16 protein-coding genes and 1 pseudogene are annotated in these 24,494 nt (G+C 41.9%); 7 read left to right on the top strand and 10 right to left on the bottom strand.

The annotated features are described in order from the left end of the window. The 4 genes from radA to QT327_RS23490 form a co-directional block, all read left to right on the top strand. Nucleotides 1–1,007: DNA repair protein RadA (gene radA, locus QT327_RS23505; protein ID WP_289554149.1), on the top strand; the 1,007-nt coding region annotated here is incomplete at its 5' end. 54 nt (nucleotides 1,008–1,061) lie between these two features. After that, nucleotides 1,062–1,478, top strand: coding sequence for a hypothetical protein (locus QT327_RS23500; RefSeq protein ID WP_013664422.1), 417 nt, complete (start codon nucleotides 1,062–1,064; stop codon nucleotides 1,476–1,478). Nucleotides 1,479–1,599: 121 nt separating this feature from the next. Beyond that, nucleotides 1,600–2,742 (top strand): efflux RND transporter periplasmic adaptor subunit, encoded by a 1,143-nt coding sequence (locus QT327_RS23495; RefSeq protein ID WP_013664421.1) that lies wholly within the window; start codon nucleotides 1,600–1,602, stop codon nucleotides 2,740–2,742. A gap of 28 nt (nucleotides 2,743–2,770) precedes the next feature. Continuing rightward, nucleotides 2,771–7,345 carry an efflux RND transporter permease subunit gene (locus tag QT327_RS23490; protein WP_130854756.1) on the top strand — a complete coding sequence of 1,525 codons (4,575 nt, stop codon included), beginning with the start codon at nucleotides 2,771–2,773 and terminating at the stop codon, nucleotides 7,343–7,345. A 104-nt stretch (nucleotides 7,346–7,449) separates the two neighbouring features. On the opposite strand, the pseudogene carB reads toward QT327_RS23490, so the two are convergent. Next, nucleotides 7,450–10,265, bottom strand: a pseudogene (gene carB / locus QT327_RS23485) (carbamoyl-phosphate synthase large subunit). 286 nt (nucleotides 10,266–10,551) lie between these two features. Here carB and QT327_RS23480 point away from each other — a divergent pair. The 3 genes from QT327_RS23480 to QT327_RS23475 all read left to right on the top strand — a co-directional run bounded on the left by QT327_RS23480 (nucleotide 10,552) and on the right by QT327_RS23475 (nucleotide 11,846). Next, on the top strand, nucleotides 10,552–10,761 hold the full coding sequence (locus QT327_RS23480; RefSeq protein ID WP_130854758.1) for a DUF2281 domain-containing protein: 210 nt from the start codon (nucleotides 10,552–10,554) through the stop codon (nucleotides 10,759–10,761). Further along, a complete protein-coding gene (locus QT327_RS28375) occupies nucleotides 10,758–11,051 on the top strand; it encodes a type II toxin-antitoxin system RelE/ParE family toxin (RefSeq protein WP_354004796.1) in 294 nt (97 codons plus the stop codon). Before QT327_RS23480 ends, QT327_RS28375 begins: the two co-directional genes overlap by 4 nt. Nucleotides 11,052–11,306: 255 nt before the next feature. Further along, nucleotides 11,307–11,846, top strand: a complete 540-nt coding sequence (locus tag QT327_RS23475; protein WP_130854759.1) for an AAA family ATPase — start codon at nucleotides 11,307–11,309, stop codon at nucleotides 11,844–11,846. Here the strand turns inward: QT327_RS23475 and QT327_RS23470 are convergent. The 9 genes from QT327_RS23470 to QT327_RS23430 form a co-directional block, all read right to left on the bottom strand. Next, complete coding sequence (locus QT327_RS23470; RefSeq protein WP_013664415.1) at nucleotides 11,843–12,892, bottom strand: TerC family protein; 1,050 nt, start codon at nucleotides 12,890–12,892, stop codon at nucleotides 11,843–11,845. The two genes, QT327_RS23475 and QT327_RS23470, sit on opposite strands and share 4 nt — an antisense overlap. A 2-nt stretch (nucleotides 12,893–12,894) precedes the next feature. Further along, the gene (locus tag QT327_RS23465) at nucleotides 12,895–13,866 is read right to left on the bottom strand and encodes a polyprenyl synthetase family protein (protein ID WP_013664414.1); all 972 of its coding nucleotides are present in this window, start codon (nucleotides 13,864–13,866) and stop codon (nucleotides 12,895–12,897) included. A gap of 312 nt (nucleotides 13,867–14,178) precedes the next feature. Then, on the bottom strand, nucleotides 14,179–15,015 hold the full coding sequence (locus tag QT327_RS23460) for a CheR family methyltransferase (RefSeq protein WP_289554148.1): 837 nt from the start codon (nucleotides 15,013–15,015) through the stop codon (nucleotides 14,179–14,181). 1 nt (nucleotide 15,016) lies between these two features. Further along, complete coding sequence (locus QT327_RS23455) at nucleotides 15,017–15,400, bottom strand: response regulator (protein WP_013664412.1); 384 nt, start codon at nucleotides 15,398–15,400, stop codon at nucleotides 15,017–15,019. Beyond that, nucleotides 15,385–19,434, bottom strand: a complete 4,050-nt coding sequence (locus QT327_RS23450; RefSeq protein WP_289554147.1) for a response regulator — start codon at nucleotides 19,432–19,434, stop codon at nucleotides 15,385–15,387. The genes QT327_RS23455 and QT327_RS23450 overlap by 16 nt, the downstream gene beginning before the upstream one ends. Nucleotides 19,435–19,459: 25 nt before the next feature. Further along, nucleotides 19,460–20,569, bottom strand: a complete 1,110-nt coding sequence (locus QT327_RS23445) for an ATP-binding response regulator (protein WP_130854762.1) — start codon at nucleotides 20,567–20,569, stop codon at nucleotides 19,460–19,462. A gap of 351 nt (nucleotides 20,570–20,920) precedes the next feature. Further along, nucleotides 20,921–21,247 carry a hypothetical protein gene (locus tag QT327_RS23440; protein ID WP_013664409.1) on the bottom strand — a complete coding sequence of 109 codons (327 nt, stop codon included), beginning with the start codon at nucleotides 21,245–21,247 and terminating at the stop codon, nucleotides 20,921–20,923. 145 nt (nucleotides 21,248–21,392) lie between these two features. Beyond that, nucleotides 21,393–22,043 (bottom strand): ligase-associated DNA damage response endonuclease PdeM, encoded by a 651-nt coding sequence (pdeM, locus tag QT327_RS23435; protein WP_289554146.1) that lies wholly within the window; start codon nucleotides 22,041–22,043, stop codon nucleotides 21,393–21,395. Beyond that, nucleotides 22,040–24,454 (bottom strand): ligase-associated DNA damage response DEXH box helicase, encoded by a 2,415-nt coding sequence (locus QT327_RS23430; protein ID WP_289554145.1) that lies wholly within the window; start codon nucleotides 24,452–24,454, stop codon nucleotides 22,040–22,042. The genes pdeM and QT327_RS23430 overlap by 4 nt, the downstream gene beginning before the upstream one ends. Nucleotides 24,455–24,494: the final 40 nt, after the last annotated feature.

The following is a 24,494-nucleotide window of genomic DNA, read 5'->3' as shown; positions in this document are numbered from 1 at the left end:
TTTCGGGAGAGGAAAGCGAACAACAAATTAAAATGCGGGCTGAGAGATTGCTTCAATCCTCAAAGGCGGATTGCTATATTCTGACGGAAACCTCTACTCAAAATATATTTAAGCAGATTGCGTCTGTAGAACCACATTTAGTTATTATCGATTCCATCCAAACCTTACATTCTTCGCAGATCGAATCGACGCCTGGCAGTGTTTCTCAGGTAAGGGAATGCACAGCTGAATTATTGCGCTTTGCCAAGGAATCTTCCACGCCCGTATTTATTGTGGGCCATATTACTAAAGACGGTGCAATTGCGGGACCAAAAGTGCTCGAACATATGGTAGATACTGTTTTACAATTTGAAGGAGATCGGCATCATATGTATCGGATTCTGCGGGCCGTAAAGAACCGATTCGGTTCGTCTTCGGAGTTGGGGATATACGAAATGGTTCATAATGGATTAAGGGAGGTTTCCAACCCATCTGAGATTTTGCTTTCACAGCGTGAATTTCCTATAAGTGGCGTCACCATAGCCGCTATGCTCGAAGGGATACGGCCTATGCTAATCGAAGTACAGGCACTGGTGGGAAATTCTGCCTATGGTACACCTCAACGCTCGTCAACCGGATTTGATACGAGAAGAATGAACATGTTGCTGGCGGTTCTGGAAAAGCGATTTGGCTTCCGGTTGAGCACGCAGGACGTGTTCTTAAATATAGCTGGCGGATTGCGTGTGGAAGATCCGGCCGTTGATCTTGCAGTAATTGTGGCCATTCTTTCTTCGCAGCAGGATATCGCCGTCCCTACGCATATTGCCTTTGCCGGCGAAGTAGGGCTTTCGGGTGAAATTCGAGCAGTAAATCGAATCGAACAGCGAATCGCTGAAGCAGAAAAGCTTGGCTTTGAAGAGATTTATATATCAAAATACAACAACAAAGGCTTAGATACTTCAAAATATGATATTAAAATTAACTGGATGGCTAAAGTAGAAGAGATTTTTCAGGCAATATTTGGCTAGCCTACAAGATTTTTACACAATATTTTGAGTGTAAATTTTACACATGAGTTAAAAATGCTATTTTTGCTTGGGATGACTCTTTTTAAGATAATAAATATTATTGTTTTGTTGGGTTTCGTAAATACGATTACGTATTTTCCTACCTATGTGAACGATAATTTTTTTTATCAGAAGCAAGCTTTTCATGACAAGAAGCTACAGGATTTTGATGGCGACACCCTATTGGAATGTTTCTTTGACGATGTCCTCGATATACCTATGTCAGGAAAGGATGTAAGTCCGACCATTTTTTACAAAAACTACAATTTTTTAACCATTATAATATCCATATCGATTAAGATCTTGGATAGCTTTATTTTAGCGATCAAGCCGATTATAACTTCGCTGGTCAGTAGTGAAAATTACTTTGTATCAAAAGTTACCCCTTTATTAGGCTATTATATATTCTTATTTAGGCTGAAACCCTTTTAGCCCTGTTGTACCCATATCTATAGAAAATTAAATCAGGAGCCAAAATATAGGTATCCTGCCATTGCCTTTTTAGGCACGAACAACAGTCAACTAAAACAAAATACATCCTTAGAATATATTAATGAACAGATTTTATATAGGTTTATACGGTGTTGCTTTATCCGCTGCTATAGCATGCACATCAAGTAAAGGAAATAGTGATCAATCAGAAGAAAAGCGTTCGGTACCCTATACGCAACTAAAGGCCGTGGATACGATGTTATATACCGATTACGTTGCTGATATACAAGCGGTGCGAAACGTAGAGGTACGTTCCAAAATACAAGGCTTTTTAGATAAGATATTTGTCGATGAAGGGGCCTTGGTGCAAGCGGGGCAGATTTTATTTAAGATTAACGACGATGAGCAACGTGCGGATGTGTCCAAAGCACAAGCTCTTTTAAACAATGCAACCGCAGATGCGAAGACAGTGGCACTCGAACTGGAACGTGTTAAGACGTTGGTGAAGAAAAATATTATCACGAAGACAGACCTTGATGTCGCTCAAGCGCAATTAAAGGCAGCTGAAGCGAGAGTTCAGGAAGCTCGATCTGATTTACAACGGGCGCAGACACAATTGGGCTATACCAGTATCCGAGCTCCGTTCACGGGAAGGATCGATCGCATTCCACTCAAAGTGGGAAGTTTATTGAGTGAAGGAGCCTTATTGACCAGCGTTTCTGATTTGGATGAGGTATATGCTTATTTTACGATATCGGAAACGGAGTATCTACAGAATATAGCTAGGAAGTCACCGGAAAACAGTATATTATCTAAGGAAGTCAGACTTACATTAGCCGATGGACAGCACTATCCTCATATGGGAAAAATAGAGCTTGCCGAATCCGAGTTTGAAGAGCAAACGGGCACCATTTCACTTAGAGCTAGATTCCCCAACCCGGATAGGATATTAAAACATGGTGCCACCGGAAAAATACAGTTGCCGACAAAAATCACCGAATCTATCATTGTTCCTCAAAAATCGGTCTTTGAGATCCAAGATCGCGCCTATGTCTATGTGCTGGATACAGCGAATACAGTCAAAATGACAAATATTGAGCTAGGAACCCGCTTTGGCCATTTTTATTTAATTCGCTCAGGACTTAAAGCCGGACAAAAAATTGTGTTCGAAGGTACGCAAAGCCTTACGGATGGTGTGGCTATCGAACCTCGTGAAGTTTCACTCGATAGCCTATTACACAGTCCGAGTCAAGGATTACAATAAATTATTTTGTTGCTTTAAGATACGTATCATGTTTGAAATTTTCATAAAACGACCGGTGCTATCACTGGTCATATCACTATTTATTACATTACTCGGGCTCCTATCGCTCTTTACGCTACCCGTTACGCAGTTCCCTGACATTGTGCCACCATCCGTCGTGGTAAATGCCAATTATACCGGAGCTAACGCGGAAGTAAGTACGAATGCCGTTGCTATTCCTTTAGAAAAAGCCATAAATGGTGTTCCTGGAATGACCTATATGTCTTCGGTTTCTACCAATAATGGTAATACTCTTATACAAGTGTATTTTGAGGTGGGAACAGATCCGGATATTGCTGCCGTAAACGTGCAAAATCGGGTAACCACCGTTTTAGACGAATTGCCGGAAGAAGTTATCAAAGCCGGGGTTACCACCGAAAAGGAAGTAAACAGTATGTTGATGTATCTCAACATCTACAGCGATGACGAAACGGCGGATGAGCGATTTATATACAACTTTACGGATATCAATATCTTAAAAGAATTGAAGCGTATCCAGGGAGTGGGGCGGGCCGAAATTATGGGCTTTAAAGATTATGCGATGCGGGTTTGGTTGAAGCCGGATCGACTCACTGCTTATCGCGTCTCAAGTGAAGATGTTATTAAAGCCATTCGGGCACAGAACGTGGAAGCAGCGCCCGGGCAAACCGGAATCGGGTCGGATAAGAGTGTTAACATGCAGCAGTATGTACTCCGCTACCCCGGTAAATTTGATCGCCCCGAACAGTACGAGAATATTCCACTACGCGCAAATCCGGACGGTTCGATTTTGCGTTTGAGAGATGTGGCAGATGTTGAATTTGGGTCTTTGGAATATGAGATGGCGTCCAAAGCTGATGGCCGTCCGTCAGCCTCTATCATGATTAAACAATTGCCGGGTTCCAACGCCAGCGAAGTTATTGATGCCATTAAGGCTAAAATGGAGGAACTTAAGGGCACTACCTTTCCTCCGGGCATGAAGTACGCGATGGGTTACGATGTGTCGCGATTCTTAGACGCTTCTATCAATGAAGTACTGCATACGCTTGTGGAAGCCTTTATTTTGGTGTTTTTGGTCGTGTTTATTTTTCTACAGGATTTTCGATCCACTTTGGTGCCGGCACTGGCTGTTCCGGTCTGTTTGATCGGGGCCTTATTCTGTATGCAAATGCTCGGATTCTCGATCAACTTATTAACCCTCTTTGCACTCGTGTTGGCGATTGGTATCGTGGTGGATAATGCCATTGTGGTGGTGGAGGCTGTATATGTAAAAATGGAAGAAGAGCACATGCAACCCATGGAGGCGACGTTGGCGGCCATGAGGGAAATCAGCGGGGCAATTATTGCGATTACGTTGGTGATGTCTGCCGTATTTGTACCGGTGGCATTCCTCTCCGGCCCGGTAGGTGTTTTTTATCGACAGTTTTCTTTAACGCTGGCCGGATCTATTCTTATTTCAGGGATTAATGCACTTACGCTAACACCGGCTCTTTGCGCTATCATTTTAAGATCGCCACACGATCGGCCTGAACCTAGAGGGGCCTTGGCAACCTTCTTTAGGAAATTTAATAGCGTCTATAACAGCATATCCGGAAGGTATGCCGGTCTTATCAGTCGTATCGCCGGTAGGCGCGTCATAACGCTGGTTATATTAGTAGTTTCATTCATAGCTACCTGGGGTATTTCCTCTGTTCTACCTTCCGGATTTATACCTACGGAAGATCAGGGAATGATTTACGTGAACGTTACGACGCCGCCAGGTGCAACCGTTCAGCGAACGGAGGCCGTATTGGATGAAGTAGATGCTATTGCTCGGCAAATGGAATCCGTCGAAAGTGTTTCGACGCTTGCCGGTTACAGTTTGGTAAATGAAGTTACCGGTGCTTCTTATGGGATGGGGATGATTAACCTCAAACGTTGGGAAGAGCGGAAGGAATCGGTTAGTGATATGGTAGAGCGCATGAAGAAAGAAACTGCTAAGATAACCGATGCGGAGATCGAATTTTTCCCACCGCCAACCGTCCCCGGCTTCGGTAACTCAAGCGGTTTTGAGCTACGGGTGCTAGATCGAAGCGGCAGTGATGATCTGGGCAAGTTGTCTGATGTGTTGAACACTTTTATGGACAACCTGAAGAAGGCTCCCGAGGTGGGTAGTGCGTTTACCAGTTTTGATCCCAATTTCCCTCAATATATGATTAACGTCGATTATGATGTAGCGGCTAAAAAGGGGATAAGTGTGGAGAACGCGATGTCAACCTTACAAACACTGATGGGCAGCTTCTATACCTCCAACTTTATCAAGTTTGGGCAAATGTATAAAGTAATGGTACAGGCAGGCCCGGGTTATCGGGAAAAGCCTGAAGATGTTTTGCGGTTGTTCCTTAAAAATGAAGCGGGAGAAATGGTGCCCTTTTCTAGTTTCATAAAAATGGAACGGATATACGGACCGGAGCAGCTAACCCGTTATAACATGTTTACCTCGGCCATGATCAATGGGGATGCAGCGCCCGGATATAGTAGCGGTGACGTAATTGCAGCGGTTGAACGCGTTGCTGCCGAAAGCTTACCGCGTGGATTTGAGATCGAATGGTCGGGTATGACACGCGAGCAGATCCTGTCCGGAAATCAAGCAATCTACGTGTTCGCTTTGTGTTTATTATTTGTTTATCTACTGTTATGTGCTCAATATGAAAGTTTCTTACTGCCCTTACCGGTTATTTTAAGTTTGCCGGCAGGGGTCTTCGGTGCTTTCCTATTCTTGAAGTTGCTTGGATTGGAGAACAATATCTATGCACAAGTTGCCTTAATTATGTTGATCGGTTTGTTAGGTAAGAATGCGATACTTATTATTGAGTATGCGATCTTGAAGCATAAGCAGGGCGCATCAATCTTAAATGCGGCTATCGAGGGATCTGTTGCGCGCTTACGTCCTATTTTAATGACCTCATTTGCCTTCGTAGCAGGATTAATTCCGTTGGCGATGGCTTCCGGGGCAGGGGCTTTGGGAAATAGATCAATCGGTACAACGGCAATCGGAGGGATGATTATAGGTACATTGGCCGGTGTTATTGTCATTCCCGGGCTATATGTGCTATTTGCTTCCATGAAAAAACAGAAAAAGGCTAAGAAAGTAAGTGGTATTGCAGTAGCTGTACTGGGTATTTTATTGCTTTCATCCTGTGGAGTGCAGAAGGAAACGGAGTTAACCCATCGAAAAGTTCCGGCACACTACCTCGGAAAAAATCAGACCGATACGCTCGCTAATGATAGCACCTCCATGGCAACCATCTCTTGGAGAACTTTTTTTCAAGATGAGTATTTGCTAAGGCTCATCGATACGGCTTTAGCCAATAATCCGGACATGCAGCAAGCTCTCTATCGCGTTGAAATGGCACGTGCCAATATGCGTTTGCGTAAAAATGCCTTGTTCCCTTCCATCGATGCGGTTGCGGAGGCGGGACTTCGCAAATATGGATTTTATACCATGGACGGAATCGGTAACTACGACACCAATTTCTCTAATAATTTGAAAGATGACGAACGAGTGCCAGACCCCGTGCCGGACTATTTTCTAGGTTTACGTGCCTCTTGGGAAATCGATATATGGGGCAAGCTGAAGAACCGAAAGAAAGCTGCTTTTGCTCGTTTCCTAGCATCTTATGAAGGGAGAAAATTAGTACAAACGCAGCTAATAGCAGAAATCGCCGCTGCTTACTTCGAACTGTTGGCCTTGGATAATGAATTAGATATCCTCGAGAAGAATATTGCCTTACAACAAGAATCGTACGAGTTGGTGCAGGTGCAAAAAGAAGGTGGCCGGGCAACAGAATTAGGTGTGCAGCAGATGAGAGCCATTTTGATGAACTCAAAGAGTAGAAAAGAGACCGTTTTGCAACAGATAAATTCGAAGGAAAATTATTTGAATTTCTTATGCGGGCGCTTTTCTTCACCAATTGAGCGCAAGCGGGAGGAGTTAGATGCTTATCCTTTAGCAAGTGCTGTTCGGGTGGGACTTCCGGCAAAAATGTTAGCCTTGCGTCCGGACATACGGGCGGCAGAATTGAATTTACTAGCTGCGAAGGGAGATGTTAAAGCCGCCCGTGCAGCGTTTTTACCGTCGCTCAACTTTTCTCCTTATTTCGGATTTCAGGCATTTGATTTGTCTAAGCTATTTGTTACCTCGCCAAGTTCAATTGCGTATGGGTTGCTTGGAGGGTTAACGGCACCTATATTTAATCAACGCATGATTCGCTCTAATTATGAACAGGAATTAGCAAATAAAGGTATCGAGTATCAGGAGTATGAGAAAACAGTGCTAAAGGCTTGGCAAGAAGTTGAAACAGAGCTCAATGCGCAGAGACATCTGATAGCAAGGCGATCCTTTAACCAACATGAAGTAGATGCTCTCCGTTTGGCCGTTGACGCTTCTTCTGAATTGTTTAAAGCAGGGAGAGCAAACTATTTGGATGTTATTACCTCACAACGAAATGTACTGGATGCAGAAATCACTTTGAATAGTACCTATTTGGAATACCTCCAGTCTATTGTTAATTTATACAAAGCTTTAGGGGGTGGGTGGCAATGATTTTAGCTATCAGCTGATAGCTTTTAGGAGTTAGCTAACAGCTAAAACCTCAGCGCTAATCGCTAAATAAAAAGAAAACCCCGGCAATCGCCGGGGTTTCTTTTTTATTTGCTTAAATACATCGATTTCTCGGCGTATAGATGTCTGAAATAAGGGTCGTCCAGGTCTTTGATAAAGCGAATCGCTTCACCGGTAGAGCGCATTTCGGGCCCCAGCTGTTTATCAACATCCGGAAATTTATCAAAGGAGAATACAGGCTCCTTAATCGCATAACCTTCCAGTTTTCGCTCAATTTTGAAATCGCTTAGCTTATTTTTTCCAAGCATTACTTTGGTAGCGATATTGATATAAGGAACGTCATAAGCTTTGGCTATAAAAGGAACAGTACGTGAAGCCCTTGGATTGGCTTCAATTACATACACCTTACCGTCTTTTATGGCAAACTGAATATTCAGCAAGCCCTTTACGTTTAACGCCTTTGCAATTTTTCTTGAATATTCATCCATTTTCTCCTGAACAGCTGTTGACAAGCTAAAGGGAGGCAATACAGCACTTGAATCGCCGGAGTGGATGCCTGCCGGTTCGATATGCTCCATCATACCGATGATATGCACTTCTTCGCCGTCACAGATGGAATCGGATTCCGCTTCTTCTGCGCGATCAAGGAAATGGTCGATCAGTACCCTGTTTCCAGGCATATTTTTCATGATTTTGATAACCGCTTTTTCCAGCTCCTCATCATTAATCACAATACTCATTCCCTGCCCGCCAAGCACATAACTTGGCCGTACTAACACAGGATAGCCTACTTCGTTGGCAACTTTAAGTGCCTCCTCTGCGTTTTCAGCTACTCCATATTTAGGATACGGAATATCCAATTCCTTCAGTAAGTCAGAAAAACGTCCACGGTCTTCCGCTAAGTCCATATCTTCAAAAGAAGTTCCGATAATGCGGATTCCTGTTTCCTTTAGCTTTTCGGCCATCTTCAGCGCTGTTTGGCCACCAAGCTGCACGATGACACCCTCTGGCTTTTCTAAATCGATAATTTCCCGAACATGCTCCCAGAAGACAGGTTCAAAATAAAGCTTATCGGCCATATTGAAGTCTGTTGATACCGTTTCCGGGTTACAGTTCACCATGATAGCCTCGTATCCCGCCTCTTTGGAAGCCAATAAGCCATGTACACAAGAGTAATCGAATTCAATCCCTTGTCCGATTCGATTTGGCCCTGAACCCAGTACGATAATTTTCTTTTTATCGCTCGGGATAGACTCATTTTCTTCTTCAAAGGTAGAGTAATAGTAAGGTGTGGCAGCTTGAAACTCAGCAGCACAAGTATCTACCATTTATAGACACGCTTAATACCTAGCTCTCTCCGGCGGTTGTAAACATCATCTTCACTTACATTGCCCAATAACCAAGCGATTTGCCCGTCAGAGAATCCTTTTTGCTTCAATGTTAAAAAGAAATCTTTCGGTATATTAGATAACGAATAACGTTTTAGTTCCGTTTCCAGTTCAACAAGTTCCTGGATTTGAACCAAGAACCATTTGTCGATATGCGTAGCTTTTCTAATAGACTCCAAAGGAACGCCCATCTCAAAGGCATCCTTAATATGGAAGAGACGGCCGCTGCTTGGATGCTCCAAGCTATGCATAATTTCTTCCAAGTTTCGTAACTGTCTACCATCGGCACCTAACCCTAAACGGTTGGTTTCCAAACTTTGACATGCCTTTTGTAAGGCCTCAATAAAGGTGCGACCAATGGCCATTACTTCACCTACCGATTTCATTTGCAATCCTAGTTCCCGGTTGGCTCCTTTGAACTTCGCAAAGTTCCAACGCGGTGATTTTACGATTACGTAGTCTAAAGTAGGTTCAAAATAGGCAGATGTCGTTTTCGTGATCTGGTTTTCCAGCTCATCCAAATTATATCCGATAGCTAATTTGGCTGCAATTTTCGCAATTGGATAACCGGTAGCTTTTGAAGCCAAAGCCGACGAACGCGAAACGCGTGGATTAATTTCAATGGCTATGATGTCCTCATTTTCGGGGTTAACAGAGAACTGTACATTACATCCACCGGCAAAATTACCGATCGCACGCATCATCTTAATTGCTTGATTGCGCATCTCCTGATAGCAAGTATCACTCAATGTCATCGCAGGAGCCACCGTTATGGAGTCGCCCGTATGGATACCCATTGGATCGAAATTCTCAATAGAACAAATAATGATGACATTATCTTTATTGTCGCGCAGGAGTTCCAGCTCGTATTCCTTCCATCCTAAAACCGCTTGTTCTACCAGCACTTCATGTGTAGGGGAGGCTTGGAGCCCACGGCTAAGAGCCGCTTCAAAATCTTCTTTTTTATGCACAAACCCTCCGCCGGTTCCGCCCAAGGTATAGCTGGGACGAATCACCAAAGGAAAGCCGATTTGTTGGGCAGCTTCTTTACCTTCGAGGAAGGAGTTGGCAATTTTTGATTTTGCTACGCCGACACCAATTTCAATCATTAGCTGACGGAAGGCTTCTCGATTTTCTGTTTTTTCAATGGCTGCAACATCTACACCAATTACTTGTACACCGTACTTTTCCCAGATACCGCGGTTGGAAGCTTCGATACATAGATTAAGCGCTGTTTGCCCGCCCATGGTGGGTAGCACGGCATCGATCTGACGTTCCTGAAGGATTTTTTCAATACTGTCAACGGTAAGGGGTAATAGGTAAACGTGGTCTGCGATGACCTTATCGGTCATGATCGTTGCGGGGTTCGAATTAATAATGGAAACTTCAATACCTTCCTCTTTCAATGAAAGAGCTGCTTGAGAACCCGAATAGTCAAACTCACAGGCCTGTCCGATAATAATTGGGCCCGAACCGATAATCAGCACCGAGCGAATGGAGGTGTTTTTTGGCATTTTATATGTTCAAAAGTATTAGTTATCAAAAAGAACGTTTGATAAAACAGTTTGGGAAGCTCTATGATTGTGAAGATTATTCCGACTGCTTTGTCGGAGTGCAAAGATAGGACTTTTTTGGTTTATAATTTGAAAAAAATGTAAAAAATATAAAGGCTTTTTCTTTATCCTATTTTTTTAGAATCTATTCTTTTGCTTGATCATAAAAACCAAATCCAAGAGCGCATATGTGGCAACTTGTATTGCAAAGCATTTTTCGTTAAATTTGAATATTCAATTTTATATTATGACGAATCTTAGTATTACTGATAAGCTACAGCAGCTTCCGCAAGATATGCGGCAGGAGGCAGAAGATTTTATCGATTTCTTACTGGAGAAAGTTAGCCGAATCCCTGACCATGTAAAAGAAGGTGTTCAAAAAGGACAGTTGGACGTGCAGGAAGGAAATTTAAAATCTCATGAAGAAGTAATGAATAAGTACAAAAGGTATTTATGAAATACACTGTTTATTGGACAGAAACTGCCGATAGCACCTTAGATTGTATCCTTCAAAATGTCGAGAATAAATTTGGGTTTACTTCTGCTAGAAAACTAATGAAGGAGGTTGAAAGACATGTAGAATTAATAAAAGAGAATCCCTTCCTATTTAGAATTTCTCATCTTGAAAATGTAAGGAAGTGTGTAATATCGAAGCAAACGTCCTTATTTTATGAAATAAGACCTAATAATCATATATACCTCTTATATTATTGGGATAATAGACAAGAACCATTTATCGTTGATTAGTCTTTAATATTACGCAGCAATTGCTTTCCCAAATTGTACAAACCTCTTTATCAGAATGGTTTGCTGTTGTCACAGCTTTCCTTTGTTTTGTTCCCTAATTTTCTATGACTAGAAAGGTGCTGCAAAATTGGTCAATGTGGGTTGTAGTGGATATTTTATTCCGCTTTTTGTTTATAAAAATTATACCTTAACTGCGTTATTATACGGAATTTTAGCATTTACAGCCTGGCAGGGCTATTTTGATTGGAAGCGTACATGGATGATAGTAAACAACTCATAAAAATTGCGGTAGTAGGTCCGGAATCTACCGGGAAATCGCAGATTTCGACCTATTTAGCCAAGCTATACGGTACCATTTGCGTACCGGAATATTCGAGAGAGTATTGTCGAAACCTGAACCGGGAATACACGCTGCAAGATGAATTGAATATTTTTTATGGTCAGATCGCTTTAGAGCGAAGCTTGGAACCGTTGGCCTTTAATCATTTATTGATTTGCGATACAACATTTTTGACAGTAAAGGTATGGTGCGATTACCTTTTTGGCGATACACCGGAGGAGGTGAAATCTGCACTAAAAAATCATTCCTATGATTTTTATTTATTAATGGATATCGATTTACCTTGGGAGGACGATCCGTTGCGGGATTTTCCTGAACCTGAACAGCGGCAGTATTTCCTACAAGTATGGAAAAATGAGCTGACAGAACTAAAGGCCAAATACCAACTGATATCCGGCCTTGGTGAAGAACGTTTTTTGAATGCCAAGAAAGCTCTTGACAGCTTTCTACTTTAAGCGTTATGCTCCTTTCTAGGAAATAAGAGTGAAGCGATCACACTGATTGCTAAAATCCCAATGATTATGTACAACGAATGTGCTGTGGTGAATCCCCACGCCTCCAACCAATGATGTCCAAGCATTTTTCCACCGATAAATATCAGTAGGAACGCAAGACCTACTTTTAGATAATGGAACTTATGAATGATATTTACCAATAGGAAGAACATAGACCGTAATCCAAGAATGGCGAATATATTCGAAAAGAATACAATATAGGGATCTTTGGTAACAGCAAAGATAGCAGGGATGGAGTCGACCGCGAATATTAAATCGGTAAATTCAATAACTAATAAGACTAAAAAGAGCGGTGTAATAAATTTTTTCCCGTTTTCTCTGTGGAAAAAGTTGTGTCCGACAAATTCTGGGTAGACCGAAAAATAGCGGGATGCAAAACGGACAACTTTATGGTTTTTCGGGTCGATTTCCTCTTCTTCATTTCTATTTAGGTACATGGTAATTCCGGTATATACAAGGAAAACGCCAAATACATACAGGATCCACTCAAAGCGATTAATAAGGGAGGCGCCCAAAAATATAAACAAAAAGCGCAATAAGATTGCCCCTACAATTCCCCATACCAGCACGCGATGATAAAATTTGGGAGGAACGCCGAATGAGGTGAAAATTAATACCATTACAAAGATATTGTCAACGGAAAGTGCGTATTCAACGACATAACCGGTGAGATACTCAAGGGCTAGGTTCTTCTTATATATTTCAAGGCTCGCGGCAAAATTTTCCGGTAACAGTTTAATATTGTGGAGATGTCGGCGCGTGACTTCCTGAAGATGGTCAAAATCTTGTATGTCATGTAGCTTATCGCCCCAGAACCGGAGAATTATATAAAAGCCTAAAGCAAACGCCACCCAAACACTACTCATAATCGCCGCTTCTTTAAAAGATACTTCATGATCTTTTTTATTGAAGAGCCCCAGATCAATAGCCAGCATCAGGATAATAAAAAGCAGAAAGCCAAAGAAAAACACTAATTCGTTCGCCATGGTTATTTATTTCTCTCAGTTGTAAATCGTACCAATTGTTCCAATCCCGTTTTATATTCGCTTTCGGGAAATGCTTCTAGTATGTTGAATGCCTCTGCTTGGTAGCTTAGCATTTTTTCCCGGGCATAGGCTAAGCCACCACTATTTCGTACAAATTCTATAACTTCCATTACTTTTTTTTGATCTTCGTTGTGATTTTTAACAAGATTAATGATCGTTCTCTTCTTTTCTTTGCTGGTATTGTTCAGTGCATAAATTAACGGTAGCGTAAGTTTTTTCTCCTTGATATCGATTCCGAGCGGTTTGCCCACATCATCAAAACCGAAGTCAAAAAGATCGTCTTTAATTTGGAAGGCAATACCAACCTTTTCCCCAAAGTCATGCATTTTGGTGACAAGTTCGCTTGGGGCATTGGTAGATGCCGCTCCACATGCACAACAGGAAGCAATTAACGATGCGGTTTTTTGCCGAATAACTTCAAAATAAACGCCTTCGTCAATATCAAGTCGGCGAGCTTTTTCCATTTGCAGTAATTCGCCCTCACTCATTTCGGTTACGGCCTCGTTTAAAATTCGAAGAAACTCAAAATCCTGGTTTTTTACGGATAAGGAAAGCCCTTTGCTTAAAAGAAAATCACCTACTAAAACCGCTATTTTGTTTTTCCAAAGTGCATTAACCGAAAAAAATCCTCTTCGCTGATACGAATTATCGACCACATCATCATGTACCAGCGTGGCTGTATGAACGAGTTCGACTAACGCAGCCCCTCGATGTGTAGACTCATTGATTCCGCCGCATGCGCCTGCCGCGAAAAAAACAAACATGGGCCGCATTTGTTTGCCTTTTCTCTTCACGATGTAATGCGTAATTCTATCAAGCAAGGGTACCGAGCTACGCATAGATTCTTTAAACTTTATTTCAAAATCATCGAGCTCGGTAGCTATCGGTTTCTTAATTTCCTCAAGTTTTAGCATGCATTTTTTTTTGTTAAGGTCGTCTAAAGGATTGTTTAGTCTGTCATATTGAGCTTTAATCGAACATCGCCACCCTTAGACACCTTTCATTATTGGCCTTTCCAGAAACGTGACAAACATAGTGAAAAATCGCTAGATTTATGTGATGGGGTGTAAGGTATAGGGTATAAGGTTTAAGGTGGAGGGTATAAGGTGTAAGGTATACGGTATAGGGCGGTGTAAGGCGTAAGCTATAAGCTATAAGTTATAAGCTTTAAGTGTTAGCTATGGGGAGGTATGGGGATTAAGGTTAAACCTTATGCCTCAAGCTTCTTATCCTTCAAAGACTTGTTTGCGCCAAATTTTTGCTTCGGTGGCTACTTGTTTATATCGATTTGCAATGCTTGAAAATAGCAAGGTTTCTTTAGTGCCCAAGGCAAGGTAACCTAGCGGAGCTAGACTATCATCGAATAAACTGAAAACCTGGTTCTGAAGATAACTGTTGAAATAAATTAATACGTTACGGCAGGAAATTAGCTGAAACTCGTTGAATGAGCCGTCAGAGACTAGGTTATGTTGACTGAAAATAATTTTCTCCGACAATTCCTGATTTAGTATGGCATGATGGTAATTGGCTGTATAGTAAGTTGAGAAATCCTGAAACCCTCCGGCGAGTATATAATTTTCCGAGTATAGCTTCATGCTTTTCAAATTAAATATCCCTTCCTTCGCTTCTTCCAATACAGCCGGATTAAGATCGGTTGCATAAATTAAAGACTTATGCAATAGATTGGCTTCTTTTAACAAAATGGCTATGGAATAGGCCTCTTCACCGGTAGAGCAGCCTGCTACCCATACGCGTATAAAGGGATAAGTCCCCAGCGTAGGTATGATTTGAGCGCGTAGAAATTTATAAAATTCCGCATCGCGGAACATCTCGGTGACGTTAACAGTAATTCCCTCAACAAAGCGCTTTAAATAAGTCTTGTCTACTTTTAAGCGATAACGCATTTCGGCGAAGCTAGGGAATCGGTCTCGTGTAAAAAGTCGGTTAACCTGACGCTTTAAGGAAGCTCTGCTATAATTGCGAAAGTCGTAGCCATGTATCTCTAGCAGATCATTAATTAGGGTTTCTAAGTCGGTATCTTCGATCGCTGGAAATTGCCACATATTATTGTAAATGTTTTCGAATCACCATAGTTAACTCATCAATGTCAATCGGCTTAGAAATATAGTCGTTCGCCCCTGCATCTAGGCACTTTTCCCTGTCGTGGCTCATTGCTTGGGCGGTGACAGCTATCACCGGAATATCTTTGATAGGTTCAGTTTTCCTGATCCGCGATGTAGCCTCGTATCCATCGAGATCGGGCATCATCATATCCATCAAAACCAGTTTTATATCCTTATCCTCTTTAAGAAAAGTTAAGCCTTCTTCAGCGCTGCTCGCAGTAATGGCCGTATAACCTCTTGATTTTAAAACAGCACTTAAGGCCAGAATGTTTAACGGTTCGTCATCAATGATGAGTATTTTGCCTCGGTTTATTGGTAGAGCCATACGCGCAACAAGGATATTAATTGATCAATATCTATAGGTTTTGAAATATAGTCAGACGCACCAGCAGCAATACATTTCTCCCGATCGCCCATCATGGCTTTCGCCGTTACGGCTAATATGGGTAGATTTTTGAATCGGGATTCCTGCCTAATGCGCGTGGTAGTCTCGTAGCCATCCATTTCAGGCATCATCATATCCATCAAAACGATATCCACTTTATCAGCGTGAGCATGCAAAGTCTGTAGCGCCTCTTTTCCATTTTCTGCGGCTAGTACATTTATTTTATACCGCTCCAGTGCCTTGGTCAAAGAAAATATATTTCGGATATCATCATCTGCAATAAGCACCGTCTTGTTATTTAGCACTTCGGTCAGTGTGCTGTTCAGTTTTAGTTTTTCCTTCTTTGGCGTGTCATTAGACTCCTCCACAAGATGCAGAAATAGCGCTACTTCATCCAGTATCCTTTCATAAGAATGCGCGGTTTTTACCACAATGGAATCTGCATATTGTTTAATCTTAATTTCTTCTGATGGCGAAAGTTGCTTGCCGGTAAAAATAATGACCGGTAAATTTTCCATCCCCGCGTCCGACTTGATGGTCTCAAGTGTTTTATAAGCTTGCGCATCGGGGATACCCATGTCTAAGATGACACAATCGGCCTCGTGACTTTTCAAACGGTTAACGCCGGAATGAATATCCTTGCTGATATCCGTTTTGACGTCAAAGCTTTCCAAATAATGTGCAAGCGCCTGTGCATGTTTTAGGTTATCTTCAATAATTAAGACCTTTCGCGGGCCGGCCGATAACGCTTTTTCCACGCGATTAAAGATCTGGCCTATTTGTTCCAGCGCCATCGGTTTCCTGATGAAATCAATGGCCCCTTTTGTGATACTTTCTCGTTTCACTTCATGGGAAGACATAATATGAACGGGAATATGGCGCGTAGCAGGGTTACTTTTGATCTCCTCCATTACCTGCCAACCATTTTTTACCGGTAATTCGATATCCAAAAGGATGGCTCTCGGCATATATTTTTCAGCAAGCTCGATCCCTAAATCACCTCTTACCGTTGTAACAACCTTGTAATCGTTTTTATGGGAGAAGTCTACTAAAGCACGCGCAAAATTGGTGTCGTCTTCAATAATCAATAAGACGTTATCACCGTCGTTAATTTGGTCACGATCGTCGGTGAGCTCGTTCGGTATTATTGGACTTAGGAAAGGTACCGGTGGCGTGGAAATCTTTTCGTAAGTTATCTTTTTATCATTATTTTTCTCAGTTTCCCGTTGAACTAAAGGAACTTCTTCCACCACCGTTTTTTCTTCCACCGGTTTAGCGACTGGAATGCTGACAATAAACTCGCTGCCTTTAGTCACTTCGCTATTAATATACAGCGAGCCGCCCAGTAGTTTAGCCAGTTCTTTACTAATCGATAAGCCAAGGCCGGTGCCGCCAAATTTGCGCCGCGTAGAGCCATCTGCTTGTTGAAAGGCCTCGAAAACCAGTTGATGTTTTTCTTTTGGTATACCGATTCCCGTATCGCGCACTGCAAAGTTTAAATACCCTTCCTTTTCTTTATTCGGATATACACTTAAGGTCACCGAACCTTTGGCCGTAAATTTAAGCGCGTTGGAAATCAGGTTTCTTAATATTTGTTGTAACCGGAGATTATCCGTTTGAATTTTGCTAAAGGTTGTTTTATCGCAGTCAAATTTGAGTTCGAGGCCTTTATCAACAGCCATAGGACCGAATAAATTTTGCAGATCATTGATCATCTCGGCAAGTGATACGTCTTCATAGGAAAGGGTCATCTTTCCGGCCTCGATTTTAGATAGATCTAGAATCTCGTCAATTAGCGTTAAAAGGCCATTTCCGGAAGTTTGAATGACCTTAGCATATTCAATTTGATCTTCCAGTAAATTGCCTTCGTTGTTTTCGCTGAGTAAGCGGGAAAGCAATAAGATCGAATTAAGTGGGGTACGAAGTTCATGCGACATATTAGCTAAAAACTCCGATTTATACTTCGTGCTTAACGCTAGGTCTTCTGCCTTTTTTTGTATTTCCAAGTTCCGCTCCAGGATCATCTGATTTTTTTCTTCCAACGCCTGCGATTTGATTTCGAGTTCCTGGTTGCTTTCCAACAATTCTTCTTGCTGTACCCTTAATTCCTCTTCAGAAGCTTGTAATTTATTTGCCTGTGCTTCCAACTCAACATTTAGATTTTCGAGTTCGGTTTGTTGCGCCTGTAGTTCTTCCGCTTGTGCTTGCGTTTCTTCCAACAATTCTTTCAAGCGGATTCGACTCTTAATAGCATGGATAGCTGCACCTACGTTGGTAGCAATACGGTTGGCAAAAGCAACTGCCGCTTCCGGTATGGTGTTTATTGATGCAATTTCTATTATACCTTCTACTTCTTTTTCATGAATCAAAGGAATAATTAACACCCATTGGGGCTTAGCTGTACCTAAGCTGGTTCGGATTTGAAGATATTCATCGGGTAATTGCTCCAATAAAACGCTTCTCTTTTCTGCGATCACTTTTCCAAGAAGAGTTTCTCCAATGGTGATCTGCTGTGGTAGTTGCGATCGGTCAGCTACGCCAATGCTGCTGATCAGCTCGAAATTTTTTCCATATTCACCTATGTAGTAAGTGCCTAAGGCAGCATCCAAATAATCAACTAAAGCCTTTAAGACGTCTAAACCGAATTCCTTCAGTTCGGATCGGCCTATAAGCAAGCCATTTACGACGCTTTCACCTGTCTGTAGCCATAACTCAGTTTTGTCTTTTTTCGAATGTCGTTCCAGCGAGTTTCTCATGTTGACGAGGGCGTTACCCAAAACGTCATGAGGGCCCTTGGCTGCAATAGGAATATCGTAATTTTCTTTCCCTATTTCTTCGGCTGCTTTCGCTAGCTCCTGGTTGCTCAGGTCGATTTTCCTGATAGATCGAGCCACAACACCCAAGTCATCTTTGGCAAAGGTAGGCAAGGCGATATTCGTATGGCCCAGGGCAATTTTGCTGGCCGCCTCCTGTAGCTCGAATAGGTGATTTGCGATATTTTTTATAACCAAATAAATAAGCACGATAGCAGCTAATACACAGAAAACCAGTATAATACGCGTAAAATTACGGTCGTATATCTCTGACTCATAAACGCTGGATGCACCCGTGCCAATTGACTCAATGGTGGTGTTTAAACGTGCCTTTAATACATCCATCGCCGTAGCCGATATATTCCACCATTCGTTGGCTGTAAAGCGCTCCGGTAATGCTTTAGTATCATGTACTGTTTTAAAGAAAGCTAAAGTGGTATTGAAGGCTTGGCTGGCTTTCAGTTTATCCAAATTTTGCTCACTATAGCGTTTGTCAAGACTTTTAAGCTGGTCGATATAGGATCGGAAAAGCTCGTAGTTCATATTGAATTTTGAGAAATCCAATGTATTCAGCTTGTCGTCAGCATAAGTAAAATAAATATTTAAACGCAGAATTGCGGCATAATTAATCAGCTGAGATATGATCTCCCGAAGTTCGATTTGCCCTCCCAAGCTTTCATTAAGATTGGCATAATCGGTAGACACCCTACTGAAAACACTGAGTCTTTCGGTAATTTTCTGATAGTTATTGAACGTCTCTTCATAACCCATTTCTCCGCTATTGATGCTTGATCGCCAATGGGGTAATTCATTTATAAATGTATAATTTGCGTAGTCGGCATTTAATCCGCTGTCGATGTAGGTATTAAAATGTTGGATTGCTTCATCGGTTTTTAGCTGTTGTACATTAAGTGCGCCTTCATCTTTTGTTTTAAATATCTTATCTAAGCTCAATCGACGTTCTTGCTGTAACTGTTCGATGAGGTTGTCCGCGCTCAGCGCCAGATTGATGCGGGTTATGAAATTATTTGTCCCTTCTATTCGCTCTGTCTTTTCGTTTTCGACAATGAAAAAGAAAAATAACAGGCACATAAGGGGTACAAAACCTAGCAAGGTAAGTTTATAGTTTAGTGGAATCAGGTTAAAACGATTTTTTGTCATCGGTTTTTATTTTTCAGCACAAATTCTAGTTTAATGGCAATCGGAAATAAAAAAATGAACCTTCGTTTAAGCGGCTTTCTACACCGTGCTCGCCATGATGGCGGGCAATAATTTCTTTACATATATAAAGTCCCATGCCCAGGCCTTGAAATTTGTAAGAAGATTCTTCTACTCTATAAAATTTGTCAAATAAATGATTTAGTTTGTCGGATGGTATGCCTATTCCAAAATCGCGCACACCGATTTGGATTTTGTTGTCTTCCGTGAGCGCCGTTTCCAAATATATTTCTTTTGAATTAGGTGAGTATTTGATCGCATTGGTGAGGTAATTGATCAATACTTGTTCTAATCGCATTTCATCAGCAAGTATAGTGCTATCCACTTGGCCAATCCTTTTAAAAGCGTGTTCCGGATACATTTGACTCACATTTTCCAGTGTGTTACTGATTAACTTTTCTATAGAAACCGGCTGAAAATTAAATTTCATCTTTCCGCTCTCTATTTTGGAAATATCCAGTAAGTCGTCAATCAGTTCCCGTAATTTGTTCAGTTGAGCACTTGTTTTCCCGAGATAGGTTTTAAATTTTTCGTTGTTTTTGGCTTCCGGAAGACGCTCCAATAATTGCAAGTATCCCCTCACGCTGGTCAGGGGAGTTTTAAGTTCGTGACTGGCTATGCTAATAAATTCGTCCTTCTTATTCTCGAGCATTTTTCGATGTTCGATTTCTTGTTTAAGTGCTTCTTGCATTTCATGCATCGCTTGCGCTTGTTCAAACAGGCGATAGAAAGTTTTTACTTTTAGAAGCAAGATATCCGGATCAAATGGCTTTGTCAGGTAATCAATCCCGCCAGTTTCATATCCCTGCGTAATAAATTTCTTCTCCGTGTTTACCGCCGATAAGAAGAGTATGGGCGTATCAACGGTCTTGCTATAGCCGGAAATCAATTCTGCTACCTCAAAACCGTCCATACCAGGCATTTGAACATCTAATATGATCAGCGCGTACGTAGTTTTAAGAACTTTTTTTAGTGCCTCTTCTCCGGATGAAGCAGTGTCAACTTTAAAGTTGTTGGTTTCTAGGAACTTCCGTAAAGAAATCAGATTCTCTTGTTTGTCGTCAACAATTAGTATCATTTCGGTGTTGGCACGATGCTGTTAGCCGTTTGTTTTATTAATATATGTTATAACTACAAGTTTAGTAAATTTTTAGGATAAGCAAAAGGATGGTTGAGTAGTTAATGGTGTGCAGTTAATAGGGAGTAGTTAGTAGGGAGTGGGGAATAGTTAATAGGAGGTATGAGACGCCATGTTCTCAACTAACAGGTTTCCTTGTTCACTAACGAGTTGTGAGTAGTTAATGGTGAGTAGTGAGTAGGGAATAGTTAATAGGAGGTATGAGACGTAAGTCATGTTCCCTACTAACGGGTTCCCTTCTCACTGGCTACCAGCATACGAGCTTACAGCCTATTGCCTACAGCTTCCATCCTATAGAATCAATATCAATACTAAAATAATGATGATGATGGCTCCTACGGATAGATAAACCCCACCGCTGCCTAGGGCACGCGCTCTTTTGTTCATTTCCCGAAGCTCTTTACGGAGTGCTTTGCGCTCTGCCTTTGTCATCGTTGATTTATCCATCGCTTTAATCTCTGCCACGCGCCTTTTCATAGCATTGATCTCTCTAGCCGCTTCTTCTTTAGACACTTCTATTGTTTTAGCATTCTTGTCGTTAGCAAGAGCTGCAATTGGGGTGCTAAATGTGAAAGCTAGCATGAAAACAGTTAATAGTGCATAGATTTTTGATTTCATAAAATTGTTTTTTAGTGAAACTTTGTGCAATTGATTGGGATTATCATTACACTAGTGCATAATAATTAAAGTTAGCAATTTGTTTTACTTATTCGAAAAAAAATCGAGTAAGGAAGGAATGAAAAACAGCTTGAAATAAAATTCTTTAAATAGCGAGAACTGTTCGTCCGGTGGTAACAAACTGTTGTGCATTTCCTTTGGGAAGCGCGAAGGTTCCTGTTAAACTACCGAATGCAGGCAATAAAAGTAACGACTGCTCTAAATGAAAGCAGGGAAGCCGAAGTGTTTGCTTTCCCCTTGCTTTAAGATTGGCCGCGGGATGAACATGACCGGCAATGTTCAGTATTCCTGCCGGAACTTCGGGCAAAGGTGCATGTGAATAGAGGATAAAATCTTCCTGTAAGGTTTCCAAATGGACCTTTAAATTACCCTGTTGGTAATAGGCAAGGGGAAGTATGTCATGATTGCCCTTGATGAGAATAAGCTCTGTATGCGGATATTGAGAGGAAAAATCGACAAAATGAAGCCATGCGGCATTCTCGGAACTGTGAAATAAATCACCCAAAAAAATAATCCGCTTTGTTTCATATTTTTTCAATACATCTTGCAGCAGTTTATAATCTCGGTCGGTTCCCGCTTGTTGCGGTATGATAATGCCGGCTTTCCTAAAATGAGCAGCCTTTCCAAGGTGTATATCAGCAATTACCAAGGTTTGATTTTCAGGAAAGAAAATGCATTTTTCCGCTAATAGATATATTGTTTTATTTTTTATTCGCAGCTCCAATCGGTCTCTCATTCCAGTTGCGCTATAATCTTGTTTAGTCTATCTTCCAACGCCTCATTACTGAAACGTTCCCGGAAGGATTCTGCAAATATAGGAAAAGCAAACGGTGTCAAGCGGTCGGTTTTATTGATGATAATTTTTTGCGAGGTAATGCGATTCAGGGCATTCAATAAGCGATTGTAGTCTAACTGGAAATCAAAAACTTCGTCGTAAGCTTCTCGGAGCAGTAAATTATCGCTTTCATACTCCTCAAACACCTTAAAAAATAAGCCTGAATTTGCTTGCAAATGCTTGGTTTTTATCTTTTTTCCCGGAAAGCCTTGAAAAACCAAACCGGCGATACCGGCGATATCCCGAAAACGTTTCCTTGCCAATTCGGTCATGTTGACACTTTGTTGTATATCCTCGCTTAAATTTTCAACAGAAAAAAGACCGTTGGCAATAGCGGTTTTTATATCGATTTCTTGGTCGCTTAATAATTCGAAGCCATAATCGTTGAGGGCAACAGAAAAAGTATATGGTTTTGCCTTTCCTAATCGGTGCGCAATTAAGGCAGCCATGCCCTCGTGAATAAATTTTCCTTCAAAAGGGAAGAAGAACAAATGGTGACCTTCTTTTGTTTCTGTTTGCTCCACTACCAGATACTCATTGCTAGGCAAGGTACTGCGTCTTTGCTGTTCCAGAAAAAGAGGTTTGAGAAAAAAAATTTCCGGTTCTTGGGCTGCGGAGGTTTGCCACTGATCCAAAACGTGGCGAATAGCAAAGGAAAGGTGCGTAGAGAGGGGTAAACGCCCGCCCATCCAAGAAGGAACCAGTCCCTTTTTCTTATTGGACATCCTGACAATCGCTTGCAGGTCTTTTACACGGATCAACTCTAAATTTTTGCCGGCAAACCAAAAGGTATCCCCCGGATTGAGACGCGAAATAAACCATTCCTCAATACTGCCAATATATTTGCCGCTAAGGTATTTAACGGTCATCATTGTGTCGCTTACGATGGCGCCTATACTCAGGCGATGGCGCATGGCCACCTTTTTGCTGACAACCTTATAAACCCCCTCTTCAATCACTACTTTGTGAAACTCATCATAAGCATCCAGCGTCTTGCCGCCCTGTGTAATCATCAAGAGGCATTGCGTAAACTCTTCCCAGCTAATCGATTCAAAACAGTGCGTGCTCTTTATTTCTGAGAAGACTTCCTGCGGCCTGAATCCGTCTGATACGGCTAAGGTTACCAAGTATTGAATCAATACGTCAAAAGAACGGATATAAGGAATGCGATCTTCCATCAATTGATGCTGCTCGGCATAACGGAGGGCTGCCCCCTCCATAATTTCGAGCGAGTGAGTTGGTACGAACCAAATTTTGCTCGTCGCCCCGGGTCGGTGACCACTGCGCCCGGCACGTTGCAAAAAGCGAGCAATCCCTTTGGCGGATCCTACCTGAACCACGGTGTCCACTGGCCGAAAATCCACACCTAAGTCCAGGCTACTGGTACATACCACTGCCTTTAATGTGCCGGCATGCAATGCTTGCTCTACCCATTGTCGGATTTCTTCACTTAGCGATCCGTGATGCAAGGCGAGAATACCGGCTAGATCGGGTTGGAGACGTAGCAATTGCTGATACCAGATCTCGGCTTGAGACCGCGTATTGGTAAAAATTAAGGTCGTATCGCTATTATTAACAATTTCGAGCACCTTGGTGGCCAAGTGGATGCCTAAATGACCGCCCCAAGGAAATTTTTCTAAAACATCCGGGAGTACGGTGGTTATTTGCGTTTTCTTTGGAAGGTTTGCTTTAATAATCACGCCGTCTTGCTTTCCGAGAAGAATTTGTTTGGCTTCCTCTAGGTTCCCAATGGTCGCAGAAATACCCCAAATCTGCAACTGTGGATTAAGGTCCTTCAACTTAGATAGGCCAAGCTCTGTTAGCACACCCCTTTTGCTGCCTAATAACTCGTGCCACTCATCAACTACTACAAATTGGATGCTCTTCAATCGCGACGCATAACCTTTTTGGGCTAGCATCAAATGGATACTCTCGGGAGTAGTGATAAGGACATCCGGACTTTCTTTGATTTGTCGTTGTCTTTCTTTCAGTGTAGTGTCTCCGGTGCGTAGGGCTATATCCAGTTTTAAATCGAGATCATTGTTCACTCGATTGAGCGCCAGTACCATCTCTTGCGATAACGATCGTAGGGGCGTTATCCACAGGCAATATGTTCCACGTGACACTTTCGTTTGGCTTTGCCTAAAGGCCAATAATCGCTCTAAAATACCAAACCACATGGCGTAAGTTTTACCGTAACCGGTTGGGGCATTCAGTAAACCGGAAGCGCCTTTAATTATGGCCTGCCAAGTTTCCTTTTGAAATCGGTGCGGCGACCATCGTTTAAGTTCAAACCATTTTTCAGCTAACACGTTGTTGATTATTGGTTACTCGTTAATTGTTATTGGTTAT

The sequence above is a fragment of the Olivibacter sp. 47 genome, from assembly GCF_030372825.1.
GTDB lineage: Bacteria > Bacteroidota > Bacteroidia > Sphingobacteriales > Sphingobacteriaceae > Olivibacter > Olivibacter oleidegradans.
This window is presented reverse-complemented; position numbering and strand designations above follow the sequence as displayed.

Coding starts and splice junctions, on each gene's coding strand:
- QT327_RS28375 (WP_354004796.1), top strand. CDS start 10,758: ATGAAATACACTGTTTATTGGACAGAAACTGCCGATAGCACCTTAGAT.
- QT327_RS23455 (WP_013664412.1), bottom strand. CDS start 15,400: ATGGCTCTACCAATAAACCGAGGCAAAATACTCATCATTGATGACGAA.
- QT327_RS23490 (WP_130854756.1), top strand. CDS start 2,771: ATGTTTGAAATTTTCATAAAACGACCGGTGCTATCACTGGTCATATCA.
- QT327_RS23470 (WP_013664415.1), bottom strand. CDS start 12,892: ATGGCGAACGAATTAGTGTTTTTCTTTGGCTTTCTGCTTTTTATTATC.
- pdeM (WP_289554146.1), bottom strand. CDS start 22,043: ATGAGAGACCGATTGGAGCTGCGAATAAAAAATAAAACAATATATCTA.
- QT327_RS23465 (WP_013664414.1), bottom strand. CDS start 13,866: ATGCTAAAACTTGAGGAAATTAAGAAACCGATAGCTACCGAGCTCGAT.
- QT327_RS23460 (WP_289554148.1), bottom strand. CDS start 15,015: ATGTGGCAATTTCCAGCGATCGAAGATACCGACTTAGAAACCCTAATT.
- QT327_RS23500 (WP_013664422.1), top strand. CDS start 1,062: ATGCTATTTTTGCTTGGGATGACTCTTTTTAAGATAATAAATATTATT.
- QT327_RS23440 (WP_013664409.1), bottom strand. CDS start 21,247: ATGAAATCAAAAATCTATGCACTATTAACTGTTTTCATGCTAGCTTTC.
- QT327_RS23475 (WP_130854759.1), top strand. CDS start 11,307: ATGGATGATAGTAAACAACTCATAAAAATTGCGGTAGTAGGTCCGGAA.
- QT327_RS23450 (WP_289554147.1), bottom strand. CDS start 19,434: ATGACAAAAAATCGTTTTAACCTGATTCCACTAAACTATAAACTTACC.
- QT327_RS23495 (WP_013664421.1), top strand. CDS start 1,600: ATGAACAGATTTTATATAGGTTTATACGGTGTTGCTTTATCCGCTGCT.
- QT327_RS23480 (WP_130854758.1), top strand. CDS start 10,552: ATGACGAATCTTAGTATTACTGATAAGCTACAGCAGCTTCCGCAAGAT.
- QT327_RS23445 (WP_130854762.1), bottom strand. CDS start 20,569: ATGATACTAATTGTTGACGACAAACAAGAGAATCTGATTTCTTTACGG.